Source organism: Nonomuraea sp. ZG12, assembly GCF_052068115.1.
Taxonomy (GTDB): domain Bacteria; phylum Actinomycetota; class Actinomycetes; order Streptosporangiales; family Streptosporangiaceae; genus Nonomuraea.
Map to the genome: position 1 here is coordinate 207,147 of NZ_JBQHCW010000013.1, position 22,254 is coordinate 229,400.

The 22,254-nt window shown below is 70.7% G+C and carries 23 protein-coding genes; 13 read left to right on the forward strand and 10 right to left on the reverse strand.

Annotation, left to right across the window (positions count from 1 at the left end):
- The first annotated feature begins 13 nt into the window (after nucleotides 1–13).
- Together ACTMTF_RS30560 and ACTMTF_RS30565 are read left to right on the forward strand one after the other, a co-directional pair.
- Entirely contained in the window at nucleotides 14–976 is a 963-nt protein-coding gene (locus tag ACTMTF_RS30560; RefSeq protein WP_441113766.1) for a diacylglycerol/lipid kinase family protein, read from the forward strand.
- Nucleotides 977–1,242: 266 nt separating this feature from the next.
- Nucleotides 1,243–1,500, forward strand: coding sequence for a WhiB family transcriptional regulator (locus ACTMTF_RS30565; protein ID WP_441113767.1), 258 nt, complete (start codon nucleotides 1,243–1,245; stop codon nucleotides 1,498–1,500).
- A 128-nt stretch (nucleotides 1,501–1,628) separates the two neighbouring features.
- On the opposite strand, the gene ACTMTF_RS30570 is transcribed toward ACTMTF_RS30565, so the two are convergent.
- Complete coding sequence (locus tag ACTMTF_RS30570; RefSeq protein ID WP_441113768.1) at nucleotides 1,629–3,098, reverse strand: histidine kinase N-terminal domain-containing protein; 1,470 nt, start codon at nucleotides 3,096–3,098, stop codon at nucleotides 1,629–1,631.
- 570 nt (nucleotides 3,099–3,668) lie between these two features.
- Here ACTMTF_RS30570 and ACTMTF_RS30575 point away from each other — a divergent pair.
- From ACTMTF_RS30575 to ACTMTF_RS30605, 7 genes are all read left to right on the forward strand, one after another.
- Nucleotides 3,669–4,388 (forward strand): GntR family transcriptional regulator, encoded by a 720-nt coding sequence (locus ACTMTF_RS30575; protein WP_397005361.1) that lies wholly within the window; start codon nucleotides 3,669–3,671, stop codon nucleotides 4,386–4,388.
- 30 nt (nucleotides 4,389–4,418) lie between these two features.
- Nucleotides 4,419–5,141, forward strand: coding sequence for a dethiobiotin synthase (gene bioD, locus ACTMTF_RS30580; protein WP_397005363.1), 723 nt, complete (start codon nucleotides 4,419–4,421; stop codon nucleotides 5,139–5,141).
- Nucleotides 5,142–5,202: 61 nt separating this feature from the next.
- On the forward strand, nucleotides 5,203–5,784 hold the full coding sequence (locus tag ACTMTF_RS30585) for a helix-turn-helix domain-containing protein (protein WP_441113769.1): 582 nt from the start codon (nucleotides 5,203–5,205) through the stop codon (nucleotides 5,782–5,784).
- A gap of 113 nt (nucleotides 5,785–5,897) precedes the next feature.
- Nucleotides 5,898–7,058 carry a histidine kinase gene (locus ACTMTF_RS30590; RefSeq protein WP_441113770.1) on the forward strand — a complete coding sequence of 387 codons (1,161 nt, stop codon included), beginning with the start codon at nucleotides 5,898–5,900 and terminating at the stop codon, nucleotides 7,056–7,058.
- Complete coding sequence (locus tag ACTMTF_RS30595) at nucleotides 7,049–7,705, forward strand: response regulator transcription factor (protein WP_397005369.1); 657 nt, start codon at nucleotides 7,049–7,051, stop codon at nucleotides 7,703–7,705. Before ACTMTF_RS30590 ends, ACTMTF_RS30595 begins: the two co-directional genes overlap by 10 nt.
- Nucleotides 7,702–8,469, forward strand: coding sequence for a DUF4097 family beta strand repeat-containing protein (locus ACTMTF_RS30600; RefSeq protein ID WP_441113771.1), 768 nt, complete (start codon nucleotides 7,702–7,704; stop codon nucleotides 8,467–8,469). The genes ACTMTF_RS30595 and ACTMTF_RS30600 overlap by 4 nt, the downstream gene beginning before the upstream one ends.
- 52 nt (nucleotides 8,470–8,521) lie before the next feature.
- Nucleotides 8,522–10,168, forward strand: coding sequence for an acetolactate synthase (locus tag ACTMTF_RS30605; RefSeq protein WP_441113772.1), 1,647 nt, complete (start codon nucleotides 8,522–8,524; stop codon nucleotides 10,166–10,168).
- A gap of 6 nt (nucleotides 10,169–10,174) precedes the next feature.
- Here ACTMTF_RS30605 and ACTMTF_RS30610 read toward each other — a convergent pair whose 3' ends face one another.
- Nucleotides 10,175–11,746 carry a protein kinase domain-containing protein gene (locus ACTMTF_RS30610; protein ID WP_441113773.1) on the reverse strand — a complete coding sequence of 524 codons (1,572 nt, stop codon included), beginning with the start codon at nucleotides 11,744–11,746 and terminating at the stop codon, nucleotides 10,175–10,177.
- 273 nt (nucleotides 11,747–12,019) lie between these two features.
- Here ACTMTF_RS30610 and ACTMTF_RS30615 point away from each other — a divergent pair, with 273 nt between their 5' ends.
- Nucleotides 12,020–12,400, forward strand: coding sequence for a thioesterase family protein (locus tag ACTMTF_RS30615; protein ID WP_441113774.1), 381 nt, complete (start codon nucleotides 12,020–12,022; stop codon nucleotides 12,398–12,400).
- Here ACTMTF_RS30615 and ACTMTF_RS30620 read toward each other — a convergent pair.
- The 6 genes from ACTMTF_RS30620 to ACTMTF_RS30645 form a co-directional block, all read right to left on the reverse strand.
- Nucleotides 12,390–12,602 carry a biotin/lipoyl-binding carrier protein gene (locus ACTMTF_RS30620; protein WP_397005379.1) on the reverse strand — a complete coding sequence of 71 codons (213 nt, stop codon included), beginning with the start codon at nucleotides 12,600–12,602 and terminating at the stop codon, nucleotides 12,390–12,392. The genes ACTMTF_RS30615 and ACTMTF_RS30620 overlap by 11 nt on opposite strands.
- Before the next feature lie 280 nt (nucleotides 12,603–12,882).
- Nucleotides 12,883–14,142, reverse strand: coding sequence for an HD-GYP domain-containing protein (locus tag ACTMTF_RS30625; protein WP_397005381.1), 1,260 nt, complete (start codon nucleotides 14,140–14,142; stop codon nucleotides 12,883–12,885).
- Entirely contained in the window at nucleotides 14,139–15,494 is a 1,356-nt protein-coding gene (locus ACTMTF_RS30630) for an HD-GYP domain-containing protein (protein ID WP_441113775.1), read from the reverse strand. The genes ACTMTF_RS30625 and ACTMTF_RS30630 overlap by 4 nt, the downstream gene beginning before the upstream one ends.
- A 224-nt stretch (nucleotides 15,495–15,718) precedes the next feature.
- Nucleotides 15,719–16,657 carry an NAD-dependent epimerase/dehydratase family protein gene (locus ACTMTF_RS30635; RefSeq protein ID WP_441113776.1) on the reverse strand — a complete coding sequence of 313 codons (939 nt, stop codon included), beginning with the start codon at nucleotides 16,655–16,657 and terminating at the stop codon, nucleotides 15,719–15,721.
- 9 nt (nucleotides 16,658–16,666) lie between these two features.
- Entirely contained in the window at nucleotides 16,667–16,933 is a 267-nt protein-coding gene (gene rsrA, locus ACTMTF_RS30640; protein WP_441113777.1) for a mycothiol system anti-sigma-R factor, read from the reverse strand.
- Nucleotides 16,930–17,535, reverse strand: coding sequence for a sigma-70 family RNA polymerase sigma factor (locus ACTMTF_RS30645; RefSeq protein WP_397005389.1), 606 nt, complete (start codon nucleotides 17,533–17,535; stop codon nucleotides 16,930–16,932). The genes rsrA and ACTMTF_RS30645 overlap by 4 nt, the downstream gene beginning before the upstream one ends.
- A gap of 232 nt (nucleotides 17,536–17,767) precedes the next feature.
- On the opposite strand from ACTMTF_RS30645, the gene ACTMTF_RS30650 reads away from it, so the two are divergent.
- A complete protein-coding gene (locus ACTMTF_RS30650) occupies nucleotides 17,768–18,508 on the forward strand; it encodes a class I SAM-dependent methyltransferase (RefSeq protein ID WP_397005391.1) in 741 nt (246 codons plus the stop codon).
- Nucleotides 18,509–18,555: 47 nt separating this feature from the next.
- Here the strand turns inward: ACTMTF_RS30650 and ACTMTF_RS30655 are convergent, their stop codons facing one another.
- Complete coding sequence (locus ACTMTF_RS30655) at nucleotides 18,556–18,888, reverse strand: TraR/DksA family transcriptional regulator (RefSeq protein ID WP_441113778.1); 333 nt, start codon at nucleotides 18,886–18,888, stop codon at nucleotides 18,556–18,558.
- Nucleotides 18,889–19,038: 150 nt separating this feature from the next.
- On the reverse strand, nucleotides 19,039–19,785 hold the full coding sequence (locus tag ACTMTF_RS30660) for an SOS response-associated peptidase (RefSeq protein ID WP_397005395.1): 747 nt from the start codon (nucleotides 19,783–19,785) through the stop codon (nucleotides 19,039–19,041).
- Nucleotides 19,786–19,866: 81 nt separating this feature from the next.
- Here ACTMTF_RS30660 and aroA point away from each other — a divergent pair, with 81 nt between their 5' ends.
- The gene (gene aroA / locus ACTMTF_RS30665) at nucleotides 19,867–21,156 is read left to right on the forward strand and encodes a 3-phosphoshikimate 1-carboxyvinyltransferase (protein ID WP_441113779.1); all 1,290 of its coding nucleotides are present in this window, start codon (nucleotides 19,867–19,869) and stop codon (nucleotides 21,154–21,156) included.
- A 34-nt stretch (nucleotides 21,157–21,190) separates the two neighbouring features.
- On the forward strand, nucleotides 21,191–22,225 hold the full coding sequence (gene rsgA, locus ACTMTF_RS30670; RefSeq protein WP_441113795.1) for a ribosome small subunit-dependent GTPase A: 1,035 nt from the start codon (nucleotides 21,191–21,193) through the stop codon (nucleotides 22,223–22,225).
- Nucleotides 22,226–22,254: the final 29 nt, after the last annotated feature.

A 22,254-nucleotide genomic window follows, 5' to 3' on the forward strand; every position in this document is an offset into this window, starting at 1 on the left:
ATACGCTGGCCGTATGCGCACGATGCTCTTGGTGAACCCCAAGGCCACCACCACGAACGCCCGGACGCGCGACGTGCTGATCCGCGCGCTGGGCGCCGCCGTGGACCTGACCGTCGAGCAGACGGGCTACCGCGGACACGCGGCCGCCCTGGCCGCCACGGCCCGCGCCAAGGGCTACGACGTGGTGGCCGTGCTGGGCGGCGACGGGACCATCAACGAGACGGTGAACGGGCTGCTCAACCCGGTCAACGGCGGCGAGCCGCCCGGAGACGACCCGAGCGCGGGGCGGCCGGGCCTGATCGTGATCCCCGGCGGCAGTGCCAACGTCTTCGCCAGGGCCCTGGGCCTGCCGAACGAGCCCATCGAGGCCACCGGCGCCGTGCTGGAGGCGCTGCGCGAGGGCCGGCGGCGCACCGTCGGCCTGGGGCAGGCGCTGTGGGAGGGCGAGAGCCGCTACTTCACCTTCTGCTCGGGCCTGGGCTACGACGCGGAGGTCATCAGGGCCGTCGAGGGGCTGCGGGGAGCCGGGCGGAAGGCTACCCCGACCCGGTATGTCAACACCGCCCTGCGGCACTATCTGGCGACGGACAAGCGGCATCCCGCCATGCGCCTGACCGGCCCTGGCATCCCGTCCGCCGCCGGGGTGTTCATGGCGATCATCAGCAACACCTCGCCCTGGTCGTACATCGGCAGCAAGCCCGTCACGCCCACGCCGTGGGCGGGCTTCGAGACCGGGCTCGACATGCTGGCGCTGCGGCGGATCGGGCCGATGGCGATGGTGCCGACCATCCGGCACATCCTCACCCAGCGTGACAGCCTGCCGTCCGGCAGGCACCTGGTGCAGCTCCACGACGAGGCGGAGTTCACGCTCACCGCGAACCGCCCGGTGGCCTTCCAACTGGACGGGGACTACCTGGGCGAACGCGAATACGTCACATTCCGGGCTACCCCGAACGCATTACAGGTTCTGGTCTAGCAGGTTACATTCTGTGATTGTGTGACGCATCCGACATCCTAAACGGCCAAAACTTCGGTCACACCCTCTTGCGTGCACTCTCCGTGGCTGAAAAGCTCAATTCACGACGTCGGAACGTAGGACCTTTAACACCCCAAAGATCCTCCGGACGTCGGGTGAACATCTCCCGGTACACCGTTCCGGGACCTTGTTCGCACGCCTTAGTGAAATCATTCACAAAGTTAGCCGGAGCCGACCTTAGGCTCCATCGACTAAGGAGTGGACGCATGGACTGGCGCCACGTAGCTGCCTGCCGTGACGTGGACCCCGAGCTGTTCTTCCCGATCGGCAACACCGGACCGGCACTCATGCAGATCGAGGAGGCCAAGCAAGTCTGTCATTCCTGCTCGGCCATGGACGCCTGCCTGAAGTGGGCGCTGGAGTCCGGACAGGACGCCGGTGTCTGGGGCGGCCTCAGCGAGGACGAGCGCCGGGCGCTCAAGCGCCGCAGCGCACGGGCCCGCGCCCGCGCCACCGCCTACTAACAGGGCCCCTTCCGGAGAAGTACAGCGTGGCAAAGGAGCCCCGTCTGAAAACCGCAGCGAATCGCCGAGCCTGGACAGCGCCGCGCCCCTGATCACAGGGACGCGGCGTTCAGGCTTTCCGGGCGGGATCACACGGCAGGTAGCGGGATCGAGAGCGTGACCTCCGTACCGCCCCCCTCGCGCGGCTTCACCGCCAGCCTGCCCGACAGCTCCCCCTCGACGAGGGTGCGGACGATCTGCAGGCCGAGACTGGTGGAGCTGTCGAGGTCGAATCCCTCGGGCAACCCCTGGCCGTCGTCCCAGACGAGCACGTTGAGCCGCTCGGCCCCCGGCTCGACCACCACCTGCAGCCGCTTGGGCCGGCCGTGCTGGAGCGCGTTCTGCAGCAACTCGGTCAGCGCCATCGCGAGCGGGGTGGCGATCAGCGAGGGCAGCACCCCGAAGCCGCCCACCCGCCGCGGCATGACCGCCGCCTCCGGCGCCGAGACCTCTCCCGCCATCGCGATCACCCGGTCGGCGATGTCGTCGAAGTCCACGAACTCCTCCGGCGCGTGCGAGAGCGTCTCGTGCACGATCGCGATCGAGCCGACCCGCCGCACGGCCTCCTCAAGCGCCTCGCGGCCCTCCGGCACCTGCAGCCGCCTGGCCTGGAGCCGGAGCAGCGCGGCCACGGTCTGCAGGTTGTTCTTGACCCGGTGGTGGATCTCGCGGATGGTGGCGTCCTTGGTCATCAGCTCGCGTTCGCGCCGCCGGAGCTCGGTCACGTCGCGGATGAGCACCAGCGCGCCGATGCGGCCGCCGCCGACGATCAACGGGATCGCCCGGAGCTGGACGATCGTGCCGCCCGACTCCACCTCGGTCTCCTTGGCGGCCCGCCCGCTGGCCACGATCATGAGGTCTTCGTTGATGGGCTCGTCGGAGTAGCACAGCGTCGCGGTCACCCTGCCGAGCTCGGCGCCCACCAGGTCGGCGTGCAGCCCGAGCCGCCGGTAGGCCGACAGCGCGTTGGGTGAGGCGTAGGTGACGCGGCCCGCCCGGTCCAGCCGCAGCAGGCCGTCGCCGACGCGTGGCGAGCGGACCAGGATCGGCTCCTCGCCGGAGAAGGGGAAGCGCCCTTCGGCCACCATCTGCGCCAGGTCGGACGCGCTCTGCAGGTAGGTGAGCTCCAGCCGGGACGGGGTGCGGGCCGACGACAGGTTCGTGGAGCGCTGGATGATCGCCAGGAAGCGGGCCTCACCCTCCGGGACCGCGCGCCGTACCGGGATGGTCTCCTCACGGACCGGCACCCCGGTGGACCAGTCGGGGTCGCCCTCCCGGCAGATGCGCCGCTCGTTCCAGGCTGTGTCGATCAGCGGGCGCTCACCCTTGGCGGCCACGGAGCCGACGATGTCGTCGTGATAGACGGTGGGCCCGGTGGTGGGGCGCATCTGGGCGATCGCTATCCAGCCGCCCTCACCGAGCAGGGGCGCCCACAGGATGAGATCGGCGAACGACAGGTCGGCCAGCAACTGCCAGTCGGAGACCAGGGAGTGCAGCCAGTCGAGGTCCTCCGCGTTCAGCGCGGTGTGGCGGACGACGAGGTCGCTGAGAGTCGGCACGAGTGCATCATGCGTGCTGACCCGCCGAACAGCCAAACCGGGCCCCTGGTTGAATGCGCACATGGGGCTGTACGCGCACCTCGGCCACAGGGGCGGGCCGTGGGCCGGCCAAGACACGACGTCTCGGCATACGAGACGCCAAAAGGCCTGCCTGCCCGCGCTTATAGCGAAATCTCACATTGTGAGAACCATCACACTGTCTAGGTACTTACGTCCCTATTACCCGCCCTTCCTGGGCCGGTCGACCAGGATCGGCACACCCCCGGTCACGTCCCGTCCCGCTCTCACCCCGACCTCGGTTGCGGCCACGCCCACCCCTGCGGTTATCCTTCACCATCAGCCTGAGCTGCCCGGATCGGCGTGCGACAGGGCGAGCGAGCCGCCCGGCCTCGCCCTCCCGGATCCCGCCACCCGTGCGGAGCCGCAACCGCGGGCAGGGGGCTGCCGGCCGCCGTCCGTGCCGGCGGGCCGCCTTCACCCGAGGTTGACCGCTCGGGCCAATGTGAGTTCCGATGATCTCGCGGTGATCAGACACGCCCTCACCGCCGTGGCAGAAGTGAAGGTGAGAGCGTGACAGACGACGGCCCTCGCGTACCGAAGTACTACGACGTGAAACGGAGCCTGCTCGAGCTCACCAAGTCGCTCGCGCCGGGCACCGCGCTGCCGCCCGAGCGGACGCTGGCCGTACGGTTCGAGACCTCGCGCACGACCGTCAGGCAGGCGCTGACCGAGCTGGTCGTGGAGGGGCGGCTGCTGCGCATCCAGGGCAAGGGCACGTTCGTCGCGCAGCCCAAGGTCGCCCAGGTCCTGCAGCTGACCTCGTACATCGGCGACCTGCGCACGGCCGGGCTGGAGCCCGACACCAAGATCCTGGAGATCGGTTACCTCACCGCCGACGAAGCGCTGGCCAGGCGGCTGGCCATCAACCCGGGCGGGCGCGTGCTGCGCATCCACCGGCTGCGGCTGGCCAACGGCGAGCCCGTCTCGGTCGACACCACCCACCTGTCCGCGCGCCGCTTCCCGCGGCTGCGGCGAGAGCTGGAAGTGCACTCCTCGCTGTACGAGACGCTGCACAACGCCTACAACGTACGGCTGACGGACGCCGAGGAGATCATCGAGACCGTCCTCGCCACCCCGTACGACGCGAAGCTGCTCGGCGTGGACGTGGGCCTGCCCATGCTGCTGCTGACCCGCCACGCCTTCGACGCCGACGGCAACCCGGTCGAGTGGGCGCAGTCGCTCTACCGGGGAGACCGCTACAAGTTCGTCACCCGGTTGCGCCGCCCGTAGTCACCGCCTCCGGCGCTCTACGCTGGCCTGATGAGTGTGATCGTCGTCTGCGGGACCGACTCCGGGGTGGGCAAGACCGTCGTGTGCGCGGCGCTGGCGACGCTGGCGCGGGGCCGGGGGGCGAGCGTGGCCGTGGTCAAACCCGCCCAGACGGGGGTGCCGCCCGGCGCGAGAGGCGATCTCGACGAGGTCATCCGGCTGTCCGGGGTGACGACCACGTTCGAGCTGGCCCGGTACGCGGCGCCGCTGTCCCCGGCCGCAGCCGCGCGGGCGGCGGGTGAGCCGGCGGTGTCGATGCCCACGGCGGCGCGTCTGGTCCGTGAGCTGACCGAGAGCAACCGGCTGGTGATCGTGGAGGGCACGGGCGGGCTGCTGGTGCGCTTCGACGACGACGGTGCGACCATCGCCGACCTGGCCAGGCTGCTCGGGGCGCAGGTGCTCGTGGTGACCGGGGCCGGACCCGGCACGCTCAACCACACCGCGCTGACGCTGGAGGCGCTGGCCCATCGAGGGCTCGACCTGGCCGGGGTGGTGATCGGGGCCTGGCCTGACCGTCCTGGCCCGGCCGAGCGGAGCAACGTGGGGGATCTGGAGATGCTGGCGGCGCGGCCCCTGGCCGGGGTGCTCCCCGAGGACGCGGGTAAGCTCGGCGACGACGAGTTCGCCGCCGTGGCACGGCGCGGCCTCGCCGTCACGCTGGGCGGTTCGTTCGACCCGGCGGTGTTCAGGGAGACCTTCACGCTGGGGCCATGAGCTTGCACTCATGCACCGGTTGTGGCAACTTCTCGTGCTGTTTCCGGGAATGAGAGATGCCATGGACAACACGGCGGCGATCGACGGGGTGCTGGCCAAGGTGGGCCCCCGGCTCAGACGGCTGCGCGCCCAGCGAGGCCTGACCCTGTCCGCGCTGACCAAGGCCACCGGCATCTCCACCAGCACCCTGTCCCGGCTGGAGTCCGGCCAGCGCCGCCCCAGCCTGGAGTTGCTGCTGCCCATCGCCCAGGCCTACCGGGTGCCCCTGGAGGAGCTCGTGGGCGCGCCTGAGGTCGACGACCCCCGCATCCAGCCCTCCCCGCGCCGGCTGAACGGCATGACCGTCCTGCCGCTGACCAGGCAGCCAGGGAGCCCGCAGGCGTACAAGATCATTATCCCGCCGGACCGGCCCCGGTCGGAGCCGCAGACGCACGAGGGCTACGAGTGGCTGTACGTGCTGTCCGGACGGCTGCGGCTGCTGCTGGACGACCGTGATCTGGTGCTGCGCGCGGGCGAGGCCGCCGAGTTCGACACCCGGCTGCCCCACTGGTTCGGCTGCGCCGACGACCAGCCGGTCGAGATCCTCACGCTGTTCGGCTCCCAGGGCGAACGGATGCACGTCCGGGCGAAGCCGAAAGCCTAACCTTTTCCCGACTTAGCGGGATAATCCGCTGTGGGGGGTGGGGTTAGCTCCACCCTGGAGCGACACAGCAGGGCCATGTCGCGCATGGTGCCGCGATCAATACCGTTGGAGACATGAAAGCCATCCGCCCCTGGTCGGCGAGGGCCTGGCTGGCGACGGCCCACGTCATGACCGGGCCGCCCGTAGGGTTCGTGCTCGCCGTGCTCACCCTCGTGCTGGCCGTGATCCCGCCCGCGCTGCGCCGCGGCATGCCCTGGCTCACCCGGGTGCAGCGCTCCAGGTTCGAGGCCTTCCTCGGCGTGCGCATCCCGCCGGTGCCGGCCGCGCCGTCCCTGCGCACCAGCAGCCTGTGGCGGCAGATCGGCTATCACCTGCTCTCCCCGCTGGTGGGCATGGTGGGCGCGGTCATGGTCGCGGTCGTGTGGGGAGCCGGCCTGGTCGGGGTGAGCGCCTTCCTGCCACCGCTGATCCAGCCGCCGCCCCTGGTCTTCCCCATCGATCTGCGCAACCCCGTGGTGCTGACCGTCTACATCGTCCTCGGCATCCTGCTGCTGTTCCTCGCGCCCATCCTGGCGCGGGCGATGGCCATGCTCGACCTGTCGATCGCCCGCACCCTGCTCGGCCCCAGCCACCAGGAGCTGGGACAGCGGATCGAGACCCTGACCGAGAGCCGGGCCGGCGTGATCGACGCCGCCGACGCCGAGCGCCGCCGCATCGAGCGTGACCTCCATGACGGGGCCCAGCAGCGGCTGGTGTCGCTGGCGATGAACCTCGGGCTGGCCCGCGCGACCCTCAGAGACCTGCCCGACCCGGCCCGCGAGGCGATCGAGCGGGCGCACGAGGAGTCCAAGCAGGCGCTGAAGGAGCTGCGCGACCTCGTCCGCGGCCTGCATCCGGCGGTGCTCAACGACCAGGGCCTGGACGCCGCGCTCTCCGGCGTTGCCGCGCGGGCCCCCATCCCGGTGCGGCTGCGCGTCGACATCGAGCGCCGCACCACCCCGACGATCGAGGCGGTGGCCTTCTTCATCGTGTCCGAGGCACTCACCAACATCGCCAAACACGCCGCGGCCACCAAGGCCGAGGTGACCGTACGCCGCGAGGGCGACCGGCTGCACCTCCTCGTCCACGACGACGGCTGCGGCGGCGCCACGCTCGACGGCGGCACCGGACTGCGCGGCCTCGGCCAGCGGATCGACTCCGTGGACGGCACCCTGCGCCTGCGCAGCCCGTTGGGCGGGCCTACGACGATCGAGGTGGATCTGCCGTGCGAGTAGTGCTGGCCGAGGACTCCGTGCTGCTGCGCGAGGGCCTGATCCGGCTTCTGGAGGCCGCCGGCATGCAGGTGGTGTCCGCCGTCGCCGACGCCGAGCAGTTGCTGCGCGCGGCCGAGGAGCACCGGCCCGACCTGGTGCTCACGGACGTGCGGATGCCGCCCACGCACACCGACGAGGGCCTGCGCGCCTCGCTGGTGCTGCGCCGGGCGCAGCCCGCGCCTGCGGTCCTGGTGCTCTCCCAGTACGTCGAGGAACGCTACGCCGCCCAGCTCCTCGCCTCCGCCGCCACGGGAGGCGTCGGCTACCTCCTCAAGGACCGGGTGGCGGACGTGGACGAGTTCATCGACGCGCTGCGCAGGGTGGCGGCGGGTGGCACCGCGCTGGATCCCGAGGTGGTCGCCCAGCTCCTGCTGCGCGGCCACAGCGACCCGCTGGACCGGCTGACGCCCCGGGAGAGCGAAGTGCTCCAGCTGATGGCCGAGGGCCGCTCCAACGCGGGCATCGGCAGGCAGCTCGTGCTCAGCGAGGGAGCGGTGGGCAAGCACATCGGCAACATCTTCACCAAGCTCGACCTGTCTCCCGCGGAGGGCGATCACCGGCGAGTGCTCGCCGTCCTGCAGTTCCTCAAGATCAGGAGCCTGCCATGAGAGCGGCCTGGTTGATCGCCGGCTCCGTGATGACCGTGCTGGCCCTGCTCATGTCCACCGTGGCGCTCTCCCGAGGGATGGCCATGGCGCAGGCTCCGAGCGAGCACACCACCCGGACCATCCCCTTCCCGGGCAACTCCCAGCTCCGGATCGAGGCGAACGGAGGCCACGTACGACTCGACATCCACGCGGGCGAGGCCGGCATGATCGTCGTCGACCGAGAGCTGCAGTGGTCACAGGCCAAACCGTCCGTCTCCGAGGACTGGAACGGCCGGACGCTGCGACTGGACACCTCCTGCGTGCAGGAATGGCTGCAGGAGGAGCACTGCGAGGTCGACTACCGGCTGTTCGTGCCTCAGGAGACCGACATCGAGGTCGTCAGCTCCACCAGCCCCGTCGGCGTCGACCGCGTGCACGGCGACGTGCGCGTCACCTCCGTCTCCGGCGACGTCCACGTCTACGACATCCCCGGCCCCCTGCGCGTCAGAAGCGGCTCGGGCGATGTCAGGGCGAACGACCTCTTCGCGGACCAGGCCGACGTGGAGGTCGGCTCCGGGCAGGTGGAGCTGGAGTTCAGGACGGCGCCCAGCCGGGTGCGGGCGGTGGTCAGGACCTCCGGCGACATCGACCTGAACCTGCCTGACGCTCCCTATGACGTGTCGGCGAACGCCCCGAAGGTATCCGTCTCCACCGACCACACCGCCACGTCGCCACGGAAGATCACCGTGTCCACTCCGGAGGGCACGGTGGACATCTGCTGCTGAGCGGGAGCCCAAGGACTGTTTACTCTTGTGACTCATTGGTAAGTTCCCGGGCATGGAGTCTGCGAAGCACGCCGGTGACGCCGCCGTCGCCGTGTCCAAGGCCTACGGTGTCGAGACCATGTTCACCCTGTCGGGCGGGCATGTCTTCCCCCTCTACGACGGCGCACAGCACGAGGGCATGCGCATCCTCGACGTGCGTCACGAGCAGAGTGCGGTCTTCGCCGCCGAGGCCACCGCCCGGCTCACCAGGACACCCGGCCTGGCCGTGCTGACAGCCGGGCCCGGCATCACCAACGGCGTCAGCGGCGTGGCGACCGCGCATTTCAACGCCTCACCGGTGGTCGTCATGGGCGGCCGCGCGCCACAGTCGCGCTGGGGCAGCGGGGCGCTGCAGGAGATGGACCACCCGCCGCTGCTCGCCCCGATCACCAAGCTGGCGTTCACCGCCTCGGGCGCCGACTCGGTGAGCCAGGACGTCGAGATGGCCTTCCGGACGGCGGTCGCGCCCCACCGTGGCCCGGTCTTCCTCGACTTTTACATGGACCACCTGTTCTCGCCCGCCCCCGTGCACGAGACGCAGACGCAGTCGCCGTCGCCGCTGGAGCCCGACCGCGACGACCTGCGCGCCATCGCCAAGCTGCTGGCCGAGGCCGAGCGGCCGGTGCTGGTGTACGGGTCCGACCTGTGGATGGACCGAGCCGAGGAGGCCGCCCGCGACTTCGCGGAGACCTGGCGGCTGCCGGTCATCCCCAACGGCCAGGGCCGTGGCATCCTGCCCGCGGGCCACGAGCTGCTCGTCACCCGCGCCCGCGGCGACGCCTTCGCCCAGGCGGACCTGGTCGTCGTCATCGGCACCCCGCTCGACTTCCGGCTCGGCTACGGCTGGTTCGGCGGCAAGGACGGCGCGCCGCTGGCCAAGGTGGTGCACATCGCCGACGCGCCGTCCCACCTGACCACGCACATGCGGCCGGTCGCCTCGGCCGCGGGCGACCTGTCCGTGGTGCTCTGGAGCCTCGGCGACGCCTGCGGCGAGGCGGGCGTCAAGCCGACCCGCTACGCCGGCTGGGTGACGAAGCTGGCCGACAAGGCCGCCGCCGCCATCGCCGGCGACGCTGCCCTGCTGGCCGCCGACTCCGACCCGATCCACCCCATGCGCATCTACGGCGAGCTGGGCAAGGTGCTGGCCGAGGACGCCGTGGTGATCGGCGACGGCGGCGACTTCGTCTCCTACGCGGGCAAGTACGTCGAGCCCAGGCAGCCGGGCAACTGGCTCGACCCGGGCCCGTACGGCTGCCTCGGCACCGGGCTCGGCTACGCCATCGCCGCCCGGCTGGCCCGCCCGTCCTCCCAGGTGGTGCTCCTGCTGGGCGACGGCGCCGCGGGGTTCTCCCTGATGGACGTCGACACGCTGGTACGGCACCGCCTGCCGGTCGTGATGATCTGCGGCAACAACGGCATCTGGGGCCTGGAGAAGCACCCGATGCAGATGCTCTACGGCTACGACGTCGCCGCTGAGCTGCAGCCGCAGTGCCGCTACGACCAGGTCGTCACGGCGCTGGGCGGCGGCGGGGAGCTGGTCACCGACCCGTCGGAGATCGGTCCCGCACTGCGCCGGGCGTTCGACTCCGGGATCCCGTACATGGTCAACATCGCCACGGACCCGGCGATCGCCTACCCGCGCAACACGACCGGCGTGTGAGGCGCGCTACGGCTTGACGGTGGTGGTCACCGTCACGCTCGGGGTGGGCGTGCTGCACGGCACCAGCGGAATGAGGACGACCTCCACCGTCTTGCCCACCTCGAGCAGCTCGCCGCCGTCCGGCCAGCTCTGGCCGATCTTGAGGCAGGACGGCTCCACCTCGCCATGGGTCTGGTCGTCGGCGTTGAGCTTGAAGCCCGCCTTGGCGATCAGTGTCCGGGCCTGGAAGAACGGCATCTCGACCACATGCGGCACCGGCTTCTTCACTTTCGGCGTCGGTGTCGGTGTGGGCGTCTTTGAGGGCTTGGGGCTAGGACTGGTGGTCTTGGTGGGCTCGACTGCCGCCTCAGTGGGCGTCGGTGACGTCCTGTTGGTAACCGGCTGCTCCCGGGTGGGCTGGGGCTTGGTCTCCCTGGACCTGGTCGGCGTCGGCTCGTCCGGCTCGGCAGTGGGCTCCGGGTCGCCCGACGACGACGCGGACGGCGACGAGCCCGCCTTCACATCCACGTACGGGGGGCTCTCCGAGCTCATCTCGTTCAGCGCGACCGCGCCGGCGCCCAGCCCGAGCACCACCGCGGCGGCGAGGCCCACGATCAGCCCGCCTCTGCGGGGAGCCTTGCTCGCGCGCCGGCCGCCCTGGCGTGGCCCGGCCACCGTGGTGGCCTCGGGGGTCGCCTGAACCGCTCCCGTGTGGTGGGCCGCCGAGGGCGGCGGCGCCATCGTGGCACCCGTCGTCGGCGGGAGGGCGACGTCCATCGAGAGATCACCGGCGGCGATCATCCGAGCCGCGTCGCTCATCGCCCTGGCGCTCGGGAAGCGCCTGGCAGGGTCCTTGGACAGCGCGCGCTCCACCAGCGCCCGCACCGGCGGCGGGATGTCGCCCGGCAGCGCCGGGGGCGCCTCGCGGATGTGCTTGAGCGCGATGGTGACAGGGCTGTCACCGTCGAACGGCCGCTGCCCCGCCAGGCACTCGTAGGCGACCACGCCGAGCGCGTAGATGTCCACGGCGGGCGTGACGGGCGCGCCCTCGGCCTGCTCGGGCGCGCAGTAGGCGGCCGTGCCGAGCACCATGCCGGCGTCGGTGAGCCGGTTGGCCAGATCGGACCTGGCGATGCCGAAGTCGGTGATGACGAGTGTGCCGTCGCGCTGCACCAGCAGGTTGCCCGGCTTCACGTCGCGGTGCACGATCCCCTGGTCGTGCACCGCCTGCAGCGCCGAGGCCGCCTGCGCGATCAACTCCATCGCGGGCTGCGGCGAGATCCTGCCGAGACGGGTCAGCAGCCGGTCGAGCGGCTCCCCGTCGACGAACTTCATCACCAGGTAGACGGTGTCGCCGCTGACGCCGTAGTCGTAGACGTCGACCACGCCGGAGTGGTTGATCGTCGCCATCGCTCTTGCTTCCGCCTGGAAGCGCGCGAGGAATCCCGGGTCCTGCATGCGCCCTGGGAGCAGCACCTTGACGGCGACGGTCCGTGCGAGGACCGTGTCCTCTCCGCGCCAGACCTCGCCCATGCCACCGGCGCCGATGCGGGTATCCAGGCGATACCGCCCCGCCAGCGTCGTCCCTTGGGCCACCATGACTTCCCCCGCTACCCCTCTACCTCTAGAACCTCTCCCACCCCAGGGTTCTCCAACCAAGCGGACTTGTGTCGCAGCGAGGTAACACAGAGGTCACGGAACTCCGAGAGTGTACGGCTCACTGTCCTCACATGCCACACAATTGCCACAAGCCGTACAAACCCTATCCTGCGGCCTACCGACCACACTTGTCCCGGTTTTCTGTGAGATCACAGCACCGTACCGGGTGCGCTGCCCGCAGCCGAAGCCGGGACCGGCACTAGGCTGACGGCCATGACGCTCGCGCCCGGTCTCCGTTCCAAGCTGCTCATCATGGTGGAGCGAGAGGACACAGCTCAGAAGATCGGCAGCGGCGACGTCCCGGTGCTGGCCACGCCCCGGCTGCTGGCGCTGGCCGAGCAGGCCACCGTCCAGGCGCTCGGCCAGGCCCTCGCGCCCGGCGAGACCTCCGTCGGCACCCGGATCGAGCTCGAACACCTGGCCGCGAGCCCGGTCGGCGCCCATGTGCAGATCGGCGTCGAGCTCACCCGGGTCGACGGCCGACGGCTGACCTTCGCCTTCCAGGCCCAGGACAAGCACGCCGTGGTCGCCCGCGGCACGATCGAGCGGATCGTGGTGGACCGCGACCGGTTCCTCGCCCGCGCTACTCGATGACCGCGATCAGGTGACCCTCCTGGATCACGTCGCCCTCGGCCACCTTGAGCTGGACCACCACGCCGTCATCCTCGGCGAGCACCGGGATCTCCATCTTCATCGACTCGAGGATGACCAGCGTGTCGCCTTCGGAGACCTTGTCGCCCTCCTGGACGACGACCTTCCACACGTTGGCCACCATCTCAGCGTGGACCTCAGCCATCGCGACTCCCTTGTGTAGTGATCCGACAGTCTCCACGACAACGCGCGCGCATCGGCCCGACCGAGCCCGTGTGTCGCCCGCCGCGTGCCGCCCTGCCGCCGAGCGTCTCCTTGAGCACGCGCCTCACCATACGACCGCCGGGACCGCCGTCCCTCTCCCCCGAAACCACCGATCCGGCCGACCGGATCTGGTGGAAACCTACAACCAACCAACGGCGCCGTACAGGGCCTGCGACACCGGGCTCAGCGCCGGCGCGGCGGGCGCACCCGCGGCACCGGGCTCAGCGCCGGTGTGACGGGCGGCCGGCGACCCGGGCCAGGGCCTCGATGGCGACGGGATCGTAGGCCGTGCCCGCGCCCAGCCTGAGCCGCTCCAGGGCGGCGCCCGCACGGTCGCGGTCGGTCGAGCCGCCGAGCAGGTCGTCGTAGGCGTTGGCGACCTTGATGATGCGGCTCGACTGCGGCGGGTCCTCGCTCACCTCGTCGCACTGGCGGCTGACCAGGTCGGCGACCCGGTCGAGCACGCCCGTCTGCCTGATCACCTCGGCCCCCAGCTCGGCGATGCGGCGGGCCTGCTCCGGGTCGGTCAGCACGGTCGCGCCGCCGGGGATCGGGTCGCGCAGCGAGAGCTGGCCGATGTCGTGCATGAGCGCGGCGTACTCCAGCTCCAGCAGCTCCGGCTCGGCCATGCCCTGCTCCCTGCCGATCGCCACCGCCAGGCGGCTGACCCGGCGGGAGTGGCCCGGCTCGACGTAGCCGCCGACCTCGGTGACCCTGGACAGGGCGCGGACCGTCTGCAGGTAGGTGGCGCGGATGCCGGCGTACTTGCGGAAGGCCACCTGGGTGACGAGCAGCGGGGCCGCGAAGACCAGCAGGGCCACCAGATCCATGCTGTGCGTCGCCAGGGCCAGCAGCACGCCCGACGAGGCGACGGCGGCGGCGAGCGGGAAGGCGACGTTGAGCTCGTCGCGCACCGCCACCCTGAAGGCGGTGCGCAGCTGCTCGGCCCGGAGCATGGCGGCGATCAACACGTCGATCAGCAGGCTGAGGCTGATGAGCACCACCATCACGCCGAGCGCCGGCCACCACGTGCCCATCTCTCCCTGGGTGGCCTGGTAGAGGGGGTCGGCGAGCGGGCGGAAGGCGAAGGCGAGCAGAGCGCCCGTGAGCAGGCGGCGGGCCATCGCGTCCAGGCGCGGCGGGCGGCCGACCGCCAGGTGCGGCAGCGCGCCGGCGATCATCCCCACGGCGATCACGGCCACCACCTGGAGCGCTGAGTGGCGCAGCGGGGCCTGGCTGAGGTCGAGCAGCAGCGTGTAGCCGAGCGCGGCGGCGGCGCCGACGGGGGCCACCTCCCTGTTGCCCGGCATCGTCAGCCTGGCGAGCTCGCCGGCCGCGATGAGCGCGCCGAACCCGACCGCGATCTCGGGCCGGTCGAGGCCCACCGCGCAGGTGTGCGCGATCCCGGCCACGGCGATCAGGGCGGCCGCGCAGATGAGCAGCAGCTGCCCGGTCCCGAGCCGCTGGTGGGTGCGCGTCACAGTCCCGTCACCACTTGGATGGGCATGGTCGGGTCGTCGTGGTCCTTGGTGAGGGTGTCGGCGTCCTCGGGAGGCGGCGGGTCGACGCGGCCCGGCGGCTGCCACGGGTCGCGCTCCAGCGCGCGCATGAAGGCCTCCACCATGACCGGGTCGAAGTGGGTGCCCGCGCCCTTGCGCAGCTCCTCCACGGCCACTTCGACGGGCCTGGCGCCGCGGTAGGCGCGGTCGGAGGTCATCGAGTCGAACGCGTCGGCCACGGCGATGATCCGGGCGAACTCCGGGATCTCGTCGGCGGCCAGCCCCATCGGGTAGCCCTTGCCGTCGTGGCGCTCGTGATGGTGCATGATCCCGGCGAACGCCTCGTCCAGGAAGTCGATCCCCTGCACGATCTCCAGCCCGCGCATGGGATGGAGCTGGATCGCGGCGAACTCCTCCTCCGTCAGCGGCCCGTCCTTCTGCAGCACCTTGGTGGGCACGCCGAGCTTGCCCACGTCGTGCAGCATGCCGGCGTAGCGGATGGCCCGCAGCCGTTCCAGCCCCATGCCCACCTCGTGCGCGATCATGGAGGAGGCGAGCGAGACGCGGGTGCAGTGACCCCGGGTGTAGTAGTCCTTGGTCTCCACCGCCTGGCACAGCGCCGCGATGGTGGCGTCGTAGGAGCGCTGCTGCGCGTGATACTGACCGAACGCCCACCGGGCCACGAACAGCGGCAGCAGCACGAGCACGGCCGAGATGGACTGCACGGTCGCCCACAGCCCGGCCACCAGCAGCCCGAACGTCCCGTAGCCCAGATAGGACAGCAGGAACTGGGTCAGCCCGCGCAGCGGCACCTCCAGGGCGCTGACGTTGGCGGCCAGTCTGATCATGGTGAGCGTGAGCAGGATGTTGAGCGGCACGAACACGGCGGTGGCCGCGGCGTAGGGGCCGATGAGATCGTCGAAGGCGTTGACCTTCGGCACGCCGACGGCGCCGCCGAGCCAGACGTAGACGCCGCCGGCCGCGTAGCCGCAGATGGCGAACTGCGCGCCGTTGAACACCCGTTTGATCAGCGGCAGCCCCGGCCGCACGCTGAGCGTGGCCGTGAGGCCCACCAGCGCAGCCCCTTCGGGCCCGATGAGCACCACCGCGGCCAGTGCCGCCGAGAAGCTGACCGACACCGCGAACTGCTCCACGTTGAGCAGGGTCGGCATCGACTCGCACACCAGGAACAGCAGGACGAGCACGAGCAGCACGTCGAGATTCTCCGGGGCCACCAGGCTCCCGGAGGTGATCAGACTGCGCCCGATGAGGGCCGCCGCCGCGCCGATGACGGCGAGCAGGTAGACCCTCGCGGGCCACGGCAGATCACGCATTGCGGCCCCCCACCAGCACTCAGGTCCAGGAAACCCCGGGAGGTGCGGCCCCGCCCGCCAGCACCAGGACCACAGGGGTGATGAGCACGACGACCGTGAACAGCCGGACGATCGTAGCCTTCAACATCCACTCGCCTCCACGTCTACTTCTGGGCTCACGCTACAGAAGAAGGGGCGATCACATGGGCGGAGTCGAAAATCGCAAGCAAAGCGTAATCAACCAACTACCTGGGGCGACTCCGGGCCCATTCGGCGGTGAGCTTCACACCGGTGGCCAGGTCGACGCGCGGCTCCCAGCCGAGCCCTTCGAAGGCGGGCACCGGATCGACCGCCATCGCCGGCAGGTCGCCCTCGCGCGGCTGGGCGAAACCCGGCTTGTCAGGGGCCCCGGCCGCGTCGGCGATCAGCGAGTGGAGCCTGCGGTCGGTGGTCTGGATGCCGGTGCCGAGGTTGAACCTGCGGCCGTTGCCCTCGGCCCCGGCGGCCCGGACGAGGCCGTCGACCACGTCGTCGACGTAGACGTAGTCGCGGGTCTGGGTGCCGTCGCCGTACAGGACCGTCGGGGTGCCGGCGAGCAGCGCGTCGGTGAAGATCGAGACCACGCCCGCCTCGCCGTCAGGTGACTGGCGCGGGCCGTACACGTTGGACAGGACGAGGGTGGTGTACTCGATCCCGTGCAGGGCGCGGAACATGGCGAGGTAGGTCTCGGCGCTCAGCTTGGAGGCGGCGTACGGCGAGCGCGGGTCGGTCGCGGCGTCACCCGGGACCGGGATCGTGGTCGGCCTGCCGTAGACGGCGACGGAGGAGGCGAACACCACCTTGCGCGCGCTGCCCTCACGGGCGGCGACCAGCGTCGCGGCGGTGCCCTCGACGTTGATCCTGGCGTCGTGCACCGGATCGGCAACACTCCTGCGCACACTGATCTGCGCGGCGAGGTGGAAGACCACCTCGGGACGCAGCTCGGCGGTCAGCCGGACCAGCGCGGGATCGCGGATGTCCAGCTCGTGCAGGGTGAACCGATCGCTCTCGAAGGCTCCGGCCAGATTGCCGCGGCTGCCGGACGACAGGTCGTCGACCGCCACGACCTCGTGCCCGTCGGCGAGCATGCGATCGACGAGATGAGACCCGATGAACCCGGCACCCCCGGTGACAAGCAAGCGCATGGGGGAATCCTAGTCGGCCAGCTCGGCCCTTACCTGCGCGATGCGGGCCAGCACCCTGGCGCGCAGGTCGTCGGGCACCGGATCGCAGCCGCACTTCTTGGCCACCAGCGCCTTGATCGCCTTGTCCAGGTCGTACTCCTGCAGGCAGGGGCCGCACTCGTCGAGATGCACGCGGATGTGTGACACGTCGTGCTCGGTCAACTCGCCGTCGAGATAGGCGTAGACCTTGTCCAGGACTTCGCGACAGTCGGTCTCGTGCGGCTTGCCACAGCTCATTTGGATCCCTCCGTCGGGACCAGGCCACGCTCGCGAGCATAGTCCTCGAGCAGGCCCCGCAACTGCCTGCGCCCACGGTGCAGCCTCGACATGACGGTGCCGATGGGAGTGCCCATGATCTCGGCGATCTCCTTGTAGGGGAAGCCCTCGACGTCGGCGAGGTAGACCGCGATCCTGAACTCCTCAGGCAGCGCCGCGAGTGCTTGCTTGACGTCTCCGTCGGGCAGGTGGTCAAGGGCCTCGACCTCGGCGGACTTCAGGCCGCTCGAAGTGTGGGACTCAGCCCGCGCGAGCTGCCAGTCCTCGATCTCCTCGGTGCCGGACTGCTTGGGCTCACGCTGTTTCTTGCGATAACTGTTGATGAAGGTGTTCGTCAGGATCCGGTAGAGCCAGGCCTTGAGATTGGTGCCTTCCTGGAACTGGTGGAACGACGCGAACGCCTTGGCGAAGGTCTCCTGAAGCAGGTCCTCCGCGTCAGCGGGGTTCCGGGTCATCCGGAGCGCCGCAGAGTAAAGCTGTTCGAGATACGGCATGACGTCGCGCTCGAATCGGTCGCTCCGCTGCTCCAGAGTCTCCGCGCCTGTCGCGGGCACCGGACCCACCCCCCTAAGATCACCGGTGGCCGGCTGTGGCGGGACACCGTTCTCAGGGGAGAATACCCGCTTGTCAGCGACCGGCCGGTCACTGGGGAGGGGTTCGAGCAATGTGAGCATGCTCGTCGCAACACGCCCGCGCCTTCGTCTGTTCCCGCAAGATAGAAGGTGACGAACAACCCGGTGCGGGGAAAACCATACGTACCGGCTGGTAGCCATTTCCGGAACCCAGGAGTCGCGCGTGCTGCCCATTCCGGCCGAGGAACTCAACGGCTCAGGGACGCTGGGGCCGTACTGGACCTTCTACCGCGCCGTCGTCGCCGAACAACTCAGCAGGTGGTTGCCCAGCGCGCCGTCCGTCGTCCTCGACCTGTCCGGCGGCCGCGGGCACTGGTCGAGCCAGGCCGCGCGCGCCGGGCACCGCGTGATCGAGGTGCTCGACTTCCGCCGCGCCGCCGAGGGGCCGAGCCGATTGCACGACGCCGACCTGGTCCGTCATGTGCGCGCCGACGACCTGTCGTTCCTGCCTGACGAGAGCGTCGACGCGGTGGTCGCCGAGGAGCGGGCGATGTCGATCGAGCTGATGGCCGAGTCGGCGATGAGCGACGTGGCCCGCGTGCTCAAGCCGGGCGGCCGGGCGCTGGTGTGCGTCGACTCCCTGGTGCTCGGCATGGCGATCCTGGCCGAGCAGGAGCAGTGGCAGCACCTCCGGCAGACGGGCGAGGTCATGCTGGTGCCGTGGCCCGACGGCAGCATCACCCGCTGCTTCAGCAGTGGGCAGCTCCGCGAGCTGCTGGTGGGCGCCGGGCTGGAGGTGGAATGGATGCGGCCGCGTACGGTGCTGTCCCCCTCCACGGTCGATCACGTGCTCGGCTCCGACACCAGGACGATGTCCTACCTGGTCCGCACCGAGCTTGAGGCCCATCCGGACGACGACGACACGGTGGGCATCCACCTGGTGGCCAGCGCCCGCAAAGCCTGAGTGACCGTAAGAGCTGAGTGACCGTAAAAGCTGACGGGCCGTAAGAGCTAGCGCCGGCGCTCCCGCTTGCCCTGGCACTGCACGCACCTGGCCGCCTCGGGCCGCGCCTCCAGCCGTCCCTCGGGCACCGGCCTGCAGCAGTCGACGCACTCGCCGTAGGCGCCCTCGTCGAGGCGCTTGAGTGCGTCCAGGACGGCCCTGCGCTGGGTGGTCGCCACGGCGAGCATGGCCTGGGCGCGGTCGGTGTCCGTCAGGTCGGCGCCCGCGTCGGCCGCCGACCGGTCGCGGATCGACGCCGGATCACCCTGGAGCACCCCGATCGATCGATCCAGCTCCGAAAGCATGTCTGTCAGCCGCTCACGAGCGGTCGTGACGTCCACGAATCCGCACCTCCGGGAGGATGAGGGCAACCCGCGGCGGAAGTCCCCGGTGATCCCGCCCGGCGCAAGGGGGCATGTCTGGCGGTGACTCCGAGTGAACGGATGCATCGCTTTCCTCACCGGATGCCCACTTAGCGTGCTTCTTACACCTTAGAAAAGGCCGCTGTCGTCTTCCGGAGACAATGGTCTGATCAGGTCCGGGCCATTGTTCCGGACATTGTTGACGTCGGTGCTGACCGGGTCCGCGGTCAGCCTGCCGGGCTGCGCCGGCACCAGCAGCCCGGAGGCGAGCCCGGCGTCGGTGAGTTTCGGATCGAGCCATTCGGCCCACCGCTCCGGCTCGATCATCATCGGCATCCGGTCATGGATGCGCCCGAGCTCGTCCTCCGCGTCCGTGGTGATGACCGTGCAGGTCACCAGCCACTTCAGCGGATCGTCGTCGTCGCGCCCCGGATCCTTCCAGAACTCGTACAGCCCGGCCATCGCGAGCACCCCGCCGTCCGCCGGGTGGATGAAGTACGGCTGTTTCTTCTTCTTGTCGCCTTCGACCGGCATCCACTCGAAGTAGCCGTCCGCCGGGAGCAGGCACCGCCGCTTGGCGAACGCCTGACGGTAGGACGGCTTCTCCGCCACCGTCTCGATCCTGGCGTTGATCATGCGCGAGCCGACCGACGGATCCTTCGCCCAGGCCGGCACCAGCCCCCACTTCACCACGCGCAGCTGCCGCACCGCCCGCTCGGCGTCCTTGGGCACCCGGCTGAGCACGGCATAGACGTTCTTGGTCGGCGCCACGTTGTAGTCGGGGCCGAGCTCCTTGTCCGGATCGCCGTCGAGCTCCACCTGGAACTCCTCCAGGAGCTGGTGCTTGTCCCGCGCCGAGGCATATCTACCGCACATGTCACCACACTGCCATGTACGCCTTTCGCACGCGCGATCGCGCTGTGACCCCGGCCGCACCCTGGCCAGTAAACTTCGAGCATGTCCAACGAGCACTGGCCCGCCCCCGTCGCCACCGGACCGATCGTGGCATCCGTCTCGCTGCCCGGCTCCAAGTCGGTGACCAACCGCGCGCTGCTGCTCGCCGCCCTCGCCGACGGCCCCGGTGTCGTACGGCAGGCGCTGCGCAGCCGTGACGCCGATCTGATGGTCGCGGCGCTGCGTGCCCTGGGCGCCACCCTCACACCGCTGGCCGAGACCAGCTCCAGCGTCGACTGGCGGGTACTGCCGGGTGAGATCCGCGGCGGCGTGGCCGTCGACGCGGGTCTGGCCGGGACGGTGATGCGATTCGTCCCGCCGATGGCCGCGCTGGCCGACGGCCCGGTCTCCTTCGATGGCGACCCGCACGCCCGCAAGCGCCCGATGGGCCCCATCCTGGACGCCCTGCGCGCGCTGGGCGCCCGGGTCGACGGCGACGCCCTGCCGTTCACCGTCCACGGCCCGCTCACCGGCGGCGAGGTCACGGTCGACGCCTCGGCCTCCTCACAGTTCGTCTCGGGGCTGCTGCTCACGGCCGCCCGCTTCGCCAAGGGCGTCACGATCCGCCACGTGGGCCCGCCCGTCCCGTCCCAGCCGCACATCAGGATGACGATCCACATGCTCCGCACGGCCGGGGTCGTGGTCGACGACACCGAGCCGGACGTCTGGCGGGTGGAGCCGGGCCCGATCACCGGCCGCGACTGGGCGGTCGAGCCCGACCTGTCCAACGCCGCCCCCTTCCTGGCCGCCGCCCTGGTCACGGGCGGCACGGTCACCATCCCCGGCTGGCCGCTGCGCACCACCCAGCCGGGTGACGCCCTGCGCGGCCTGCTCGCGGACATGGGCGCCACGGTCGGCCTGGCCGGCGCGTCCGGCGATACGGCCGACCTCGTGGTCCGCGGCACCGGCGAGATCGCCGGGATCGACGCCGACCTGCGCGAGGTCGGCGAGCTGACGCCGACGATCGCCGTGCTGGCGGCGCTGGCCGGGTCACCGAGCCGGATCCGGGGCGTCGCCCACCTGCGCGGCCACGAGACCGACCGGCTGGCTGCGCTCGTCACCGAGATCAACCGCCTCGGCGGCGACGCGGAGGAGACGGACGACGGCCTGATCGTCCGGCCGCGTCCGCTGCACGGTGGCACCTTCCGCAGCTACGACGACCACCGCATGGCCACAGCGGGAGCGGTGCTCGGCCTCGCGGTGCGCGGCGTCGAGGTGGAGAACATCGCGACGACGGGTAAGACACTCCCGGAGTTCGCGGCGATGTGGGCGTCGATGCTGGACGCCCGATGACCGGTCAGGGCCTCGAGTTCAGGGGAGCGGACCGCTGAGAAAGCGGGAGTACGACGAGGACGACGTACGGGTCAGGCCGGGCAAGGGCTCCAGGCCGCGGACCCGCATCCGGCCTGCGCATGAGGACGCCGTGCAGGGGTTCGTGGTGGCGGTCGACCGCGGCCGCTACACCACGCTGATCGAGCCGGAGCGCGCCAGGGGCTCGGCCGCCAAGCGCAGGCAGCAGGAGCCCCGCCTAGTCGTCGCCATGAAGGCGCGCGAGCTGGGCCGCAAGGGCATCGTGGTGGGGGACCGGGTCGCCCTGGTCGGCGACGTCTCCGGGGAGCCGGACAGCCTGGCCAGGGTCGTCAGGGTGGAGCCGCGCACCTCGATGCTGCGCCGCTCCGCCGACGACACCGAGGACACCGACGGCATCGAGCGTCCCGTCGTGGCCAACGCCGACCAGTTGGTCATCGTGACCGCCCTGGCCGACCCGCCGCCCCGCCCCCGCATGATCGACCGGATCCTGGTGGCCGCCTTCGACGCCGAGATCGACGCCCTGCTCTGCCTCACCAAGGCCGACCTGGCCCCGCCGGACGACCTGGTGGCGCTCTACGACCCGCTCGGCGTCGAGCACGTCGTCGTGCAAAAGGGCGGCACGCTGGACGAGCTGCGCGACCACCTCGCCGGCCGCATCAGCGTCCTGGTCGGCCACTCGGGCGTCGGCAAGTCGACCCTGGTCAACGCCCTCGTCCCGGACGCGAACCGGGCGGTCTCGCAGGTCAACGTGGTCACCGGCCGGGGCCGCCACACCTCCACCTCGGTCGTGGCGCTGGCGCTCCCCGAAGGCGGCTGGATCATCGACACGCCGGGCGTGCGCAGCTTCGGTCTCGCGCACGTGTCGGTGGAGACGGTTCTGGCGGGCTTCCCCGACCTGATCGAAGGCACGGTTCACTGCCCCAAGGGCTGCACCCACCTGGCCGCCGAGTGCGCGCTGGACGACTGGGTGAGGCAGGGCCACGCCGACCCCACCCGCCTGGAGTCCCTGCGCCGCCTCCTGGCCAGCCGCGAGGGCACGCCCGACGACTGACCCCGATGACTGACCCCGGGAGGTCGGCG

What these genes read in the sequence shown, in the direction of transcription:
- ACTMTF_RS30560 (WP_441113766.1), top strand. Translation starts at nt 14, where the DNA reads ATGCGCACGATGCTCTTGGTGAACCCCAAGGCCACCACCACGAACGCC.
- ACTMTF_RS30565 (WP_441113767.1), top strand. Translation starts at nt 1,243, where the DNA reads ATGGACTGGCGCCACGTAGCTGCCTGCCGTGACGTGGACCCCGAGCTG.
- bioD (WP_397005363.1), top strand. Translation starts at nt 4,419, where the DNA reads ATGAGTGTGATCGTCGTCTGCGGGACCGACTCCGGGGTGGGCAAGACC.
- ACTMTF_RS30585 (WP_441113769.1), top strand. Translation starts at nt 5,203, where the DNA reads ATGGACAACACGGCGGCGATCGACGGGGTGCTGGCCAAGGTGGGCCCC.
- ACTMTF_RS30590 (WP_441113770.1), top strand. Translation starts at nt 5,898, where the DNA reads ATGAAAGCCATCCGCCCCTGGTCGGCGAGGGCCTGGCTGGCGACGGCC.
- ACTMTF_RS30600 (WP_441113771.1), top strand. Translation starts at nt 7,702, where the DNA reads ATGAGAGCGGCCTGGTTGATCGCCGGCTCCGTGATGACCGTGCTGGCC.
- ACTMTF_RS30605 (WP_441113772.1), top strand. Translation starts at nt 8,522, where the DNA reads ATGGAGTCTGCGAAGCACGCCGGTGACGCCGCCGTCGCCGTGTCCAAG.
- ACTMTF_RS30610 (WP_441113773.1), bottom strand. Translation starts at nt 11,746, where the DNA reads ATGGTGGCCCAAGGGACGACGCTGGCGGGGCGGTATCGCCTGGATACC.
- ACTMTF_RS30615 (WP_441113774.1), top strand. Translation starts at nt 12,020, where the DNA reads ATGACGCTCGCGCCCGGTCTCCGTTCCAAGCTGCTCATCATGGTGGAG.
- ACTMTF_RS30620 (WP_397005379.1), bottom strand. Translation starts at nt 12,602, where the DNA reads ATGGCTGAGGTCCACGCTGAGATGGTGGCCAACGTGTGGAAGGTCGTC.
- ACTMTF_RS30630 (WP_441113775.1), bottom strand. Translation starts at nt 15,494, where the DNA reads ATGCGTGATCTGCCGTGGCCCGCGAGGGTCTACCTGCTCGCCGTCATC.
- ACTMTF_RS30635 (WP_441113776.1), bottom strand. Translation starts at nt 16,657, where the DNA reads ATGCGCTTGCTTGTCACCGGGGGTGCCGGGTTCATCGGGTCTCATCTC.
- rsrA (WP_441113777.1), bottom strand. Translation starts at nt 16,933, where the DNA reads ATGAGCTGTGGCAAGCCGCACGAGACCGACTGTCGCGAAGTCCTGGAC.
- ACTMTF_RS30660 (WP_397005395.1), bottom strand. Translation starts at nt 19,785, where the DNA reads ATGTGCGGTAGATATGCCTCGGCGCGGGACAAGCACCAGCTCCTGGAG.
- aroA (WP_441113779.1), top strand. Translation starts at nt 19,867, where the DNA reads ATGTCCAACGAGCACTGGCCCGCCCCCGTCGCCACCGGACCGATCGTG.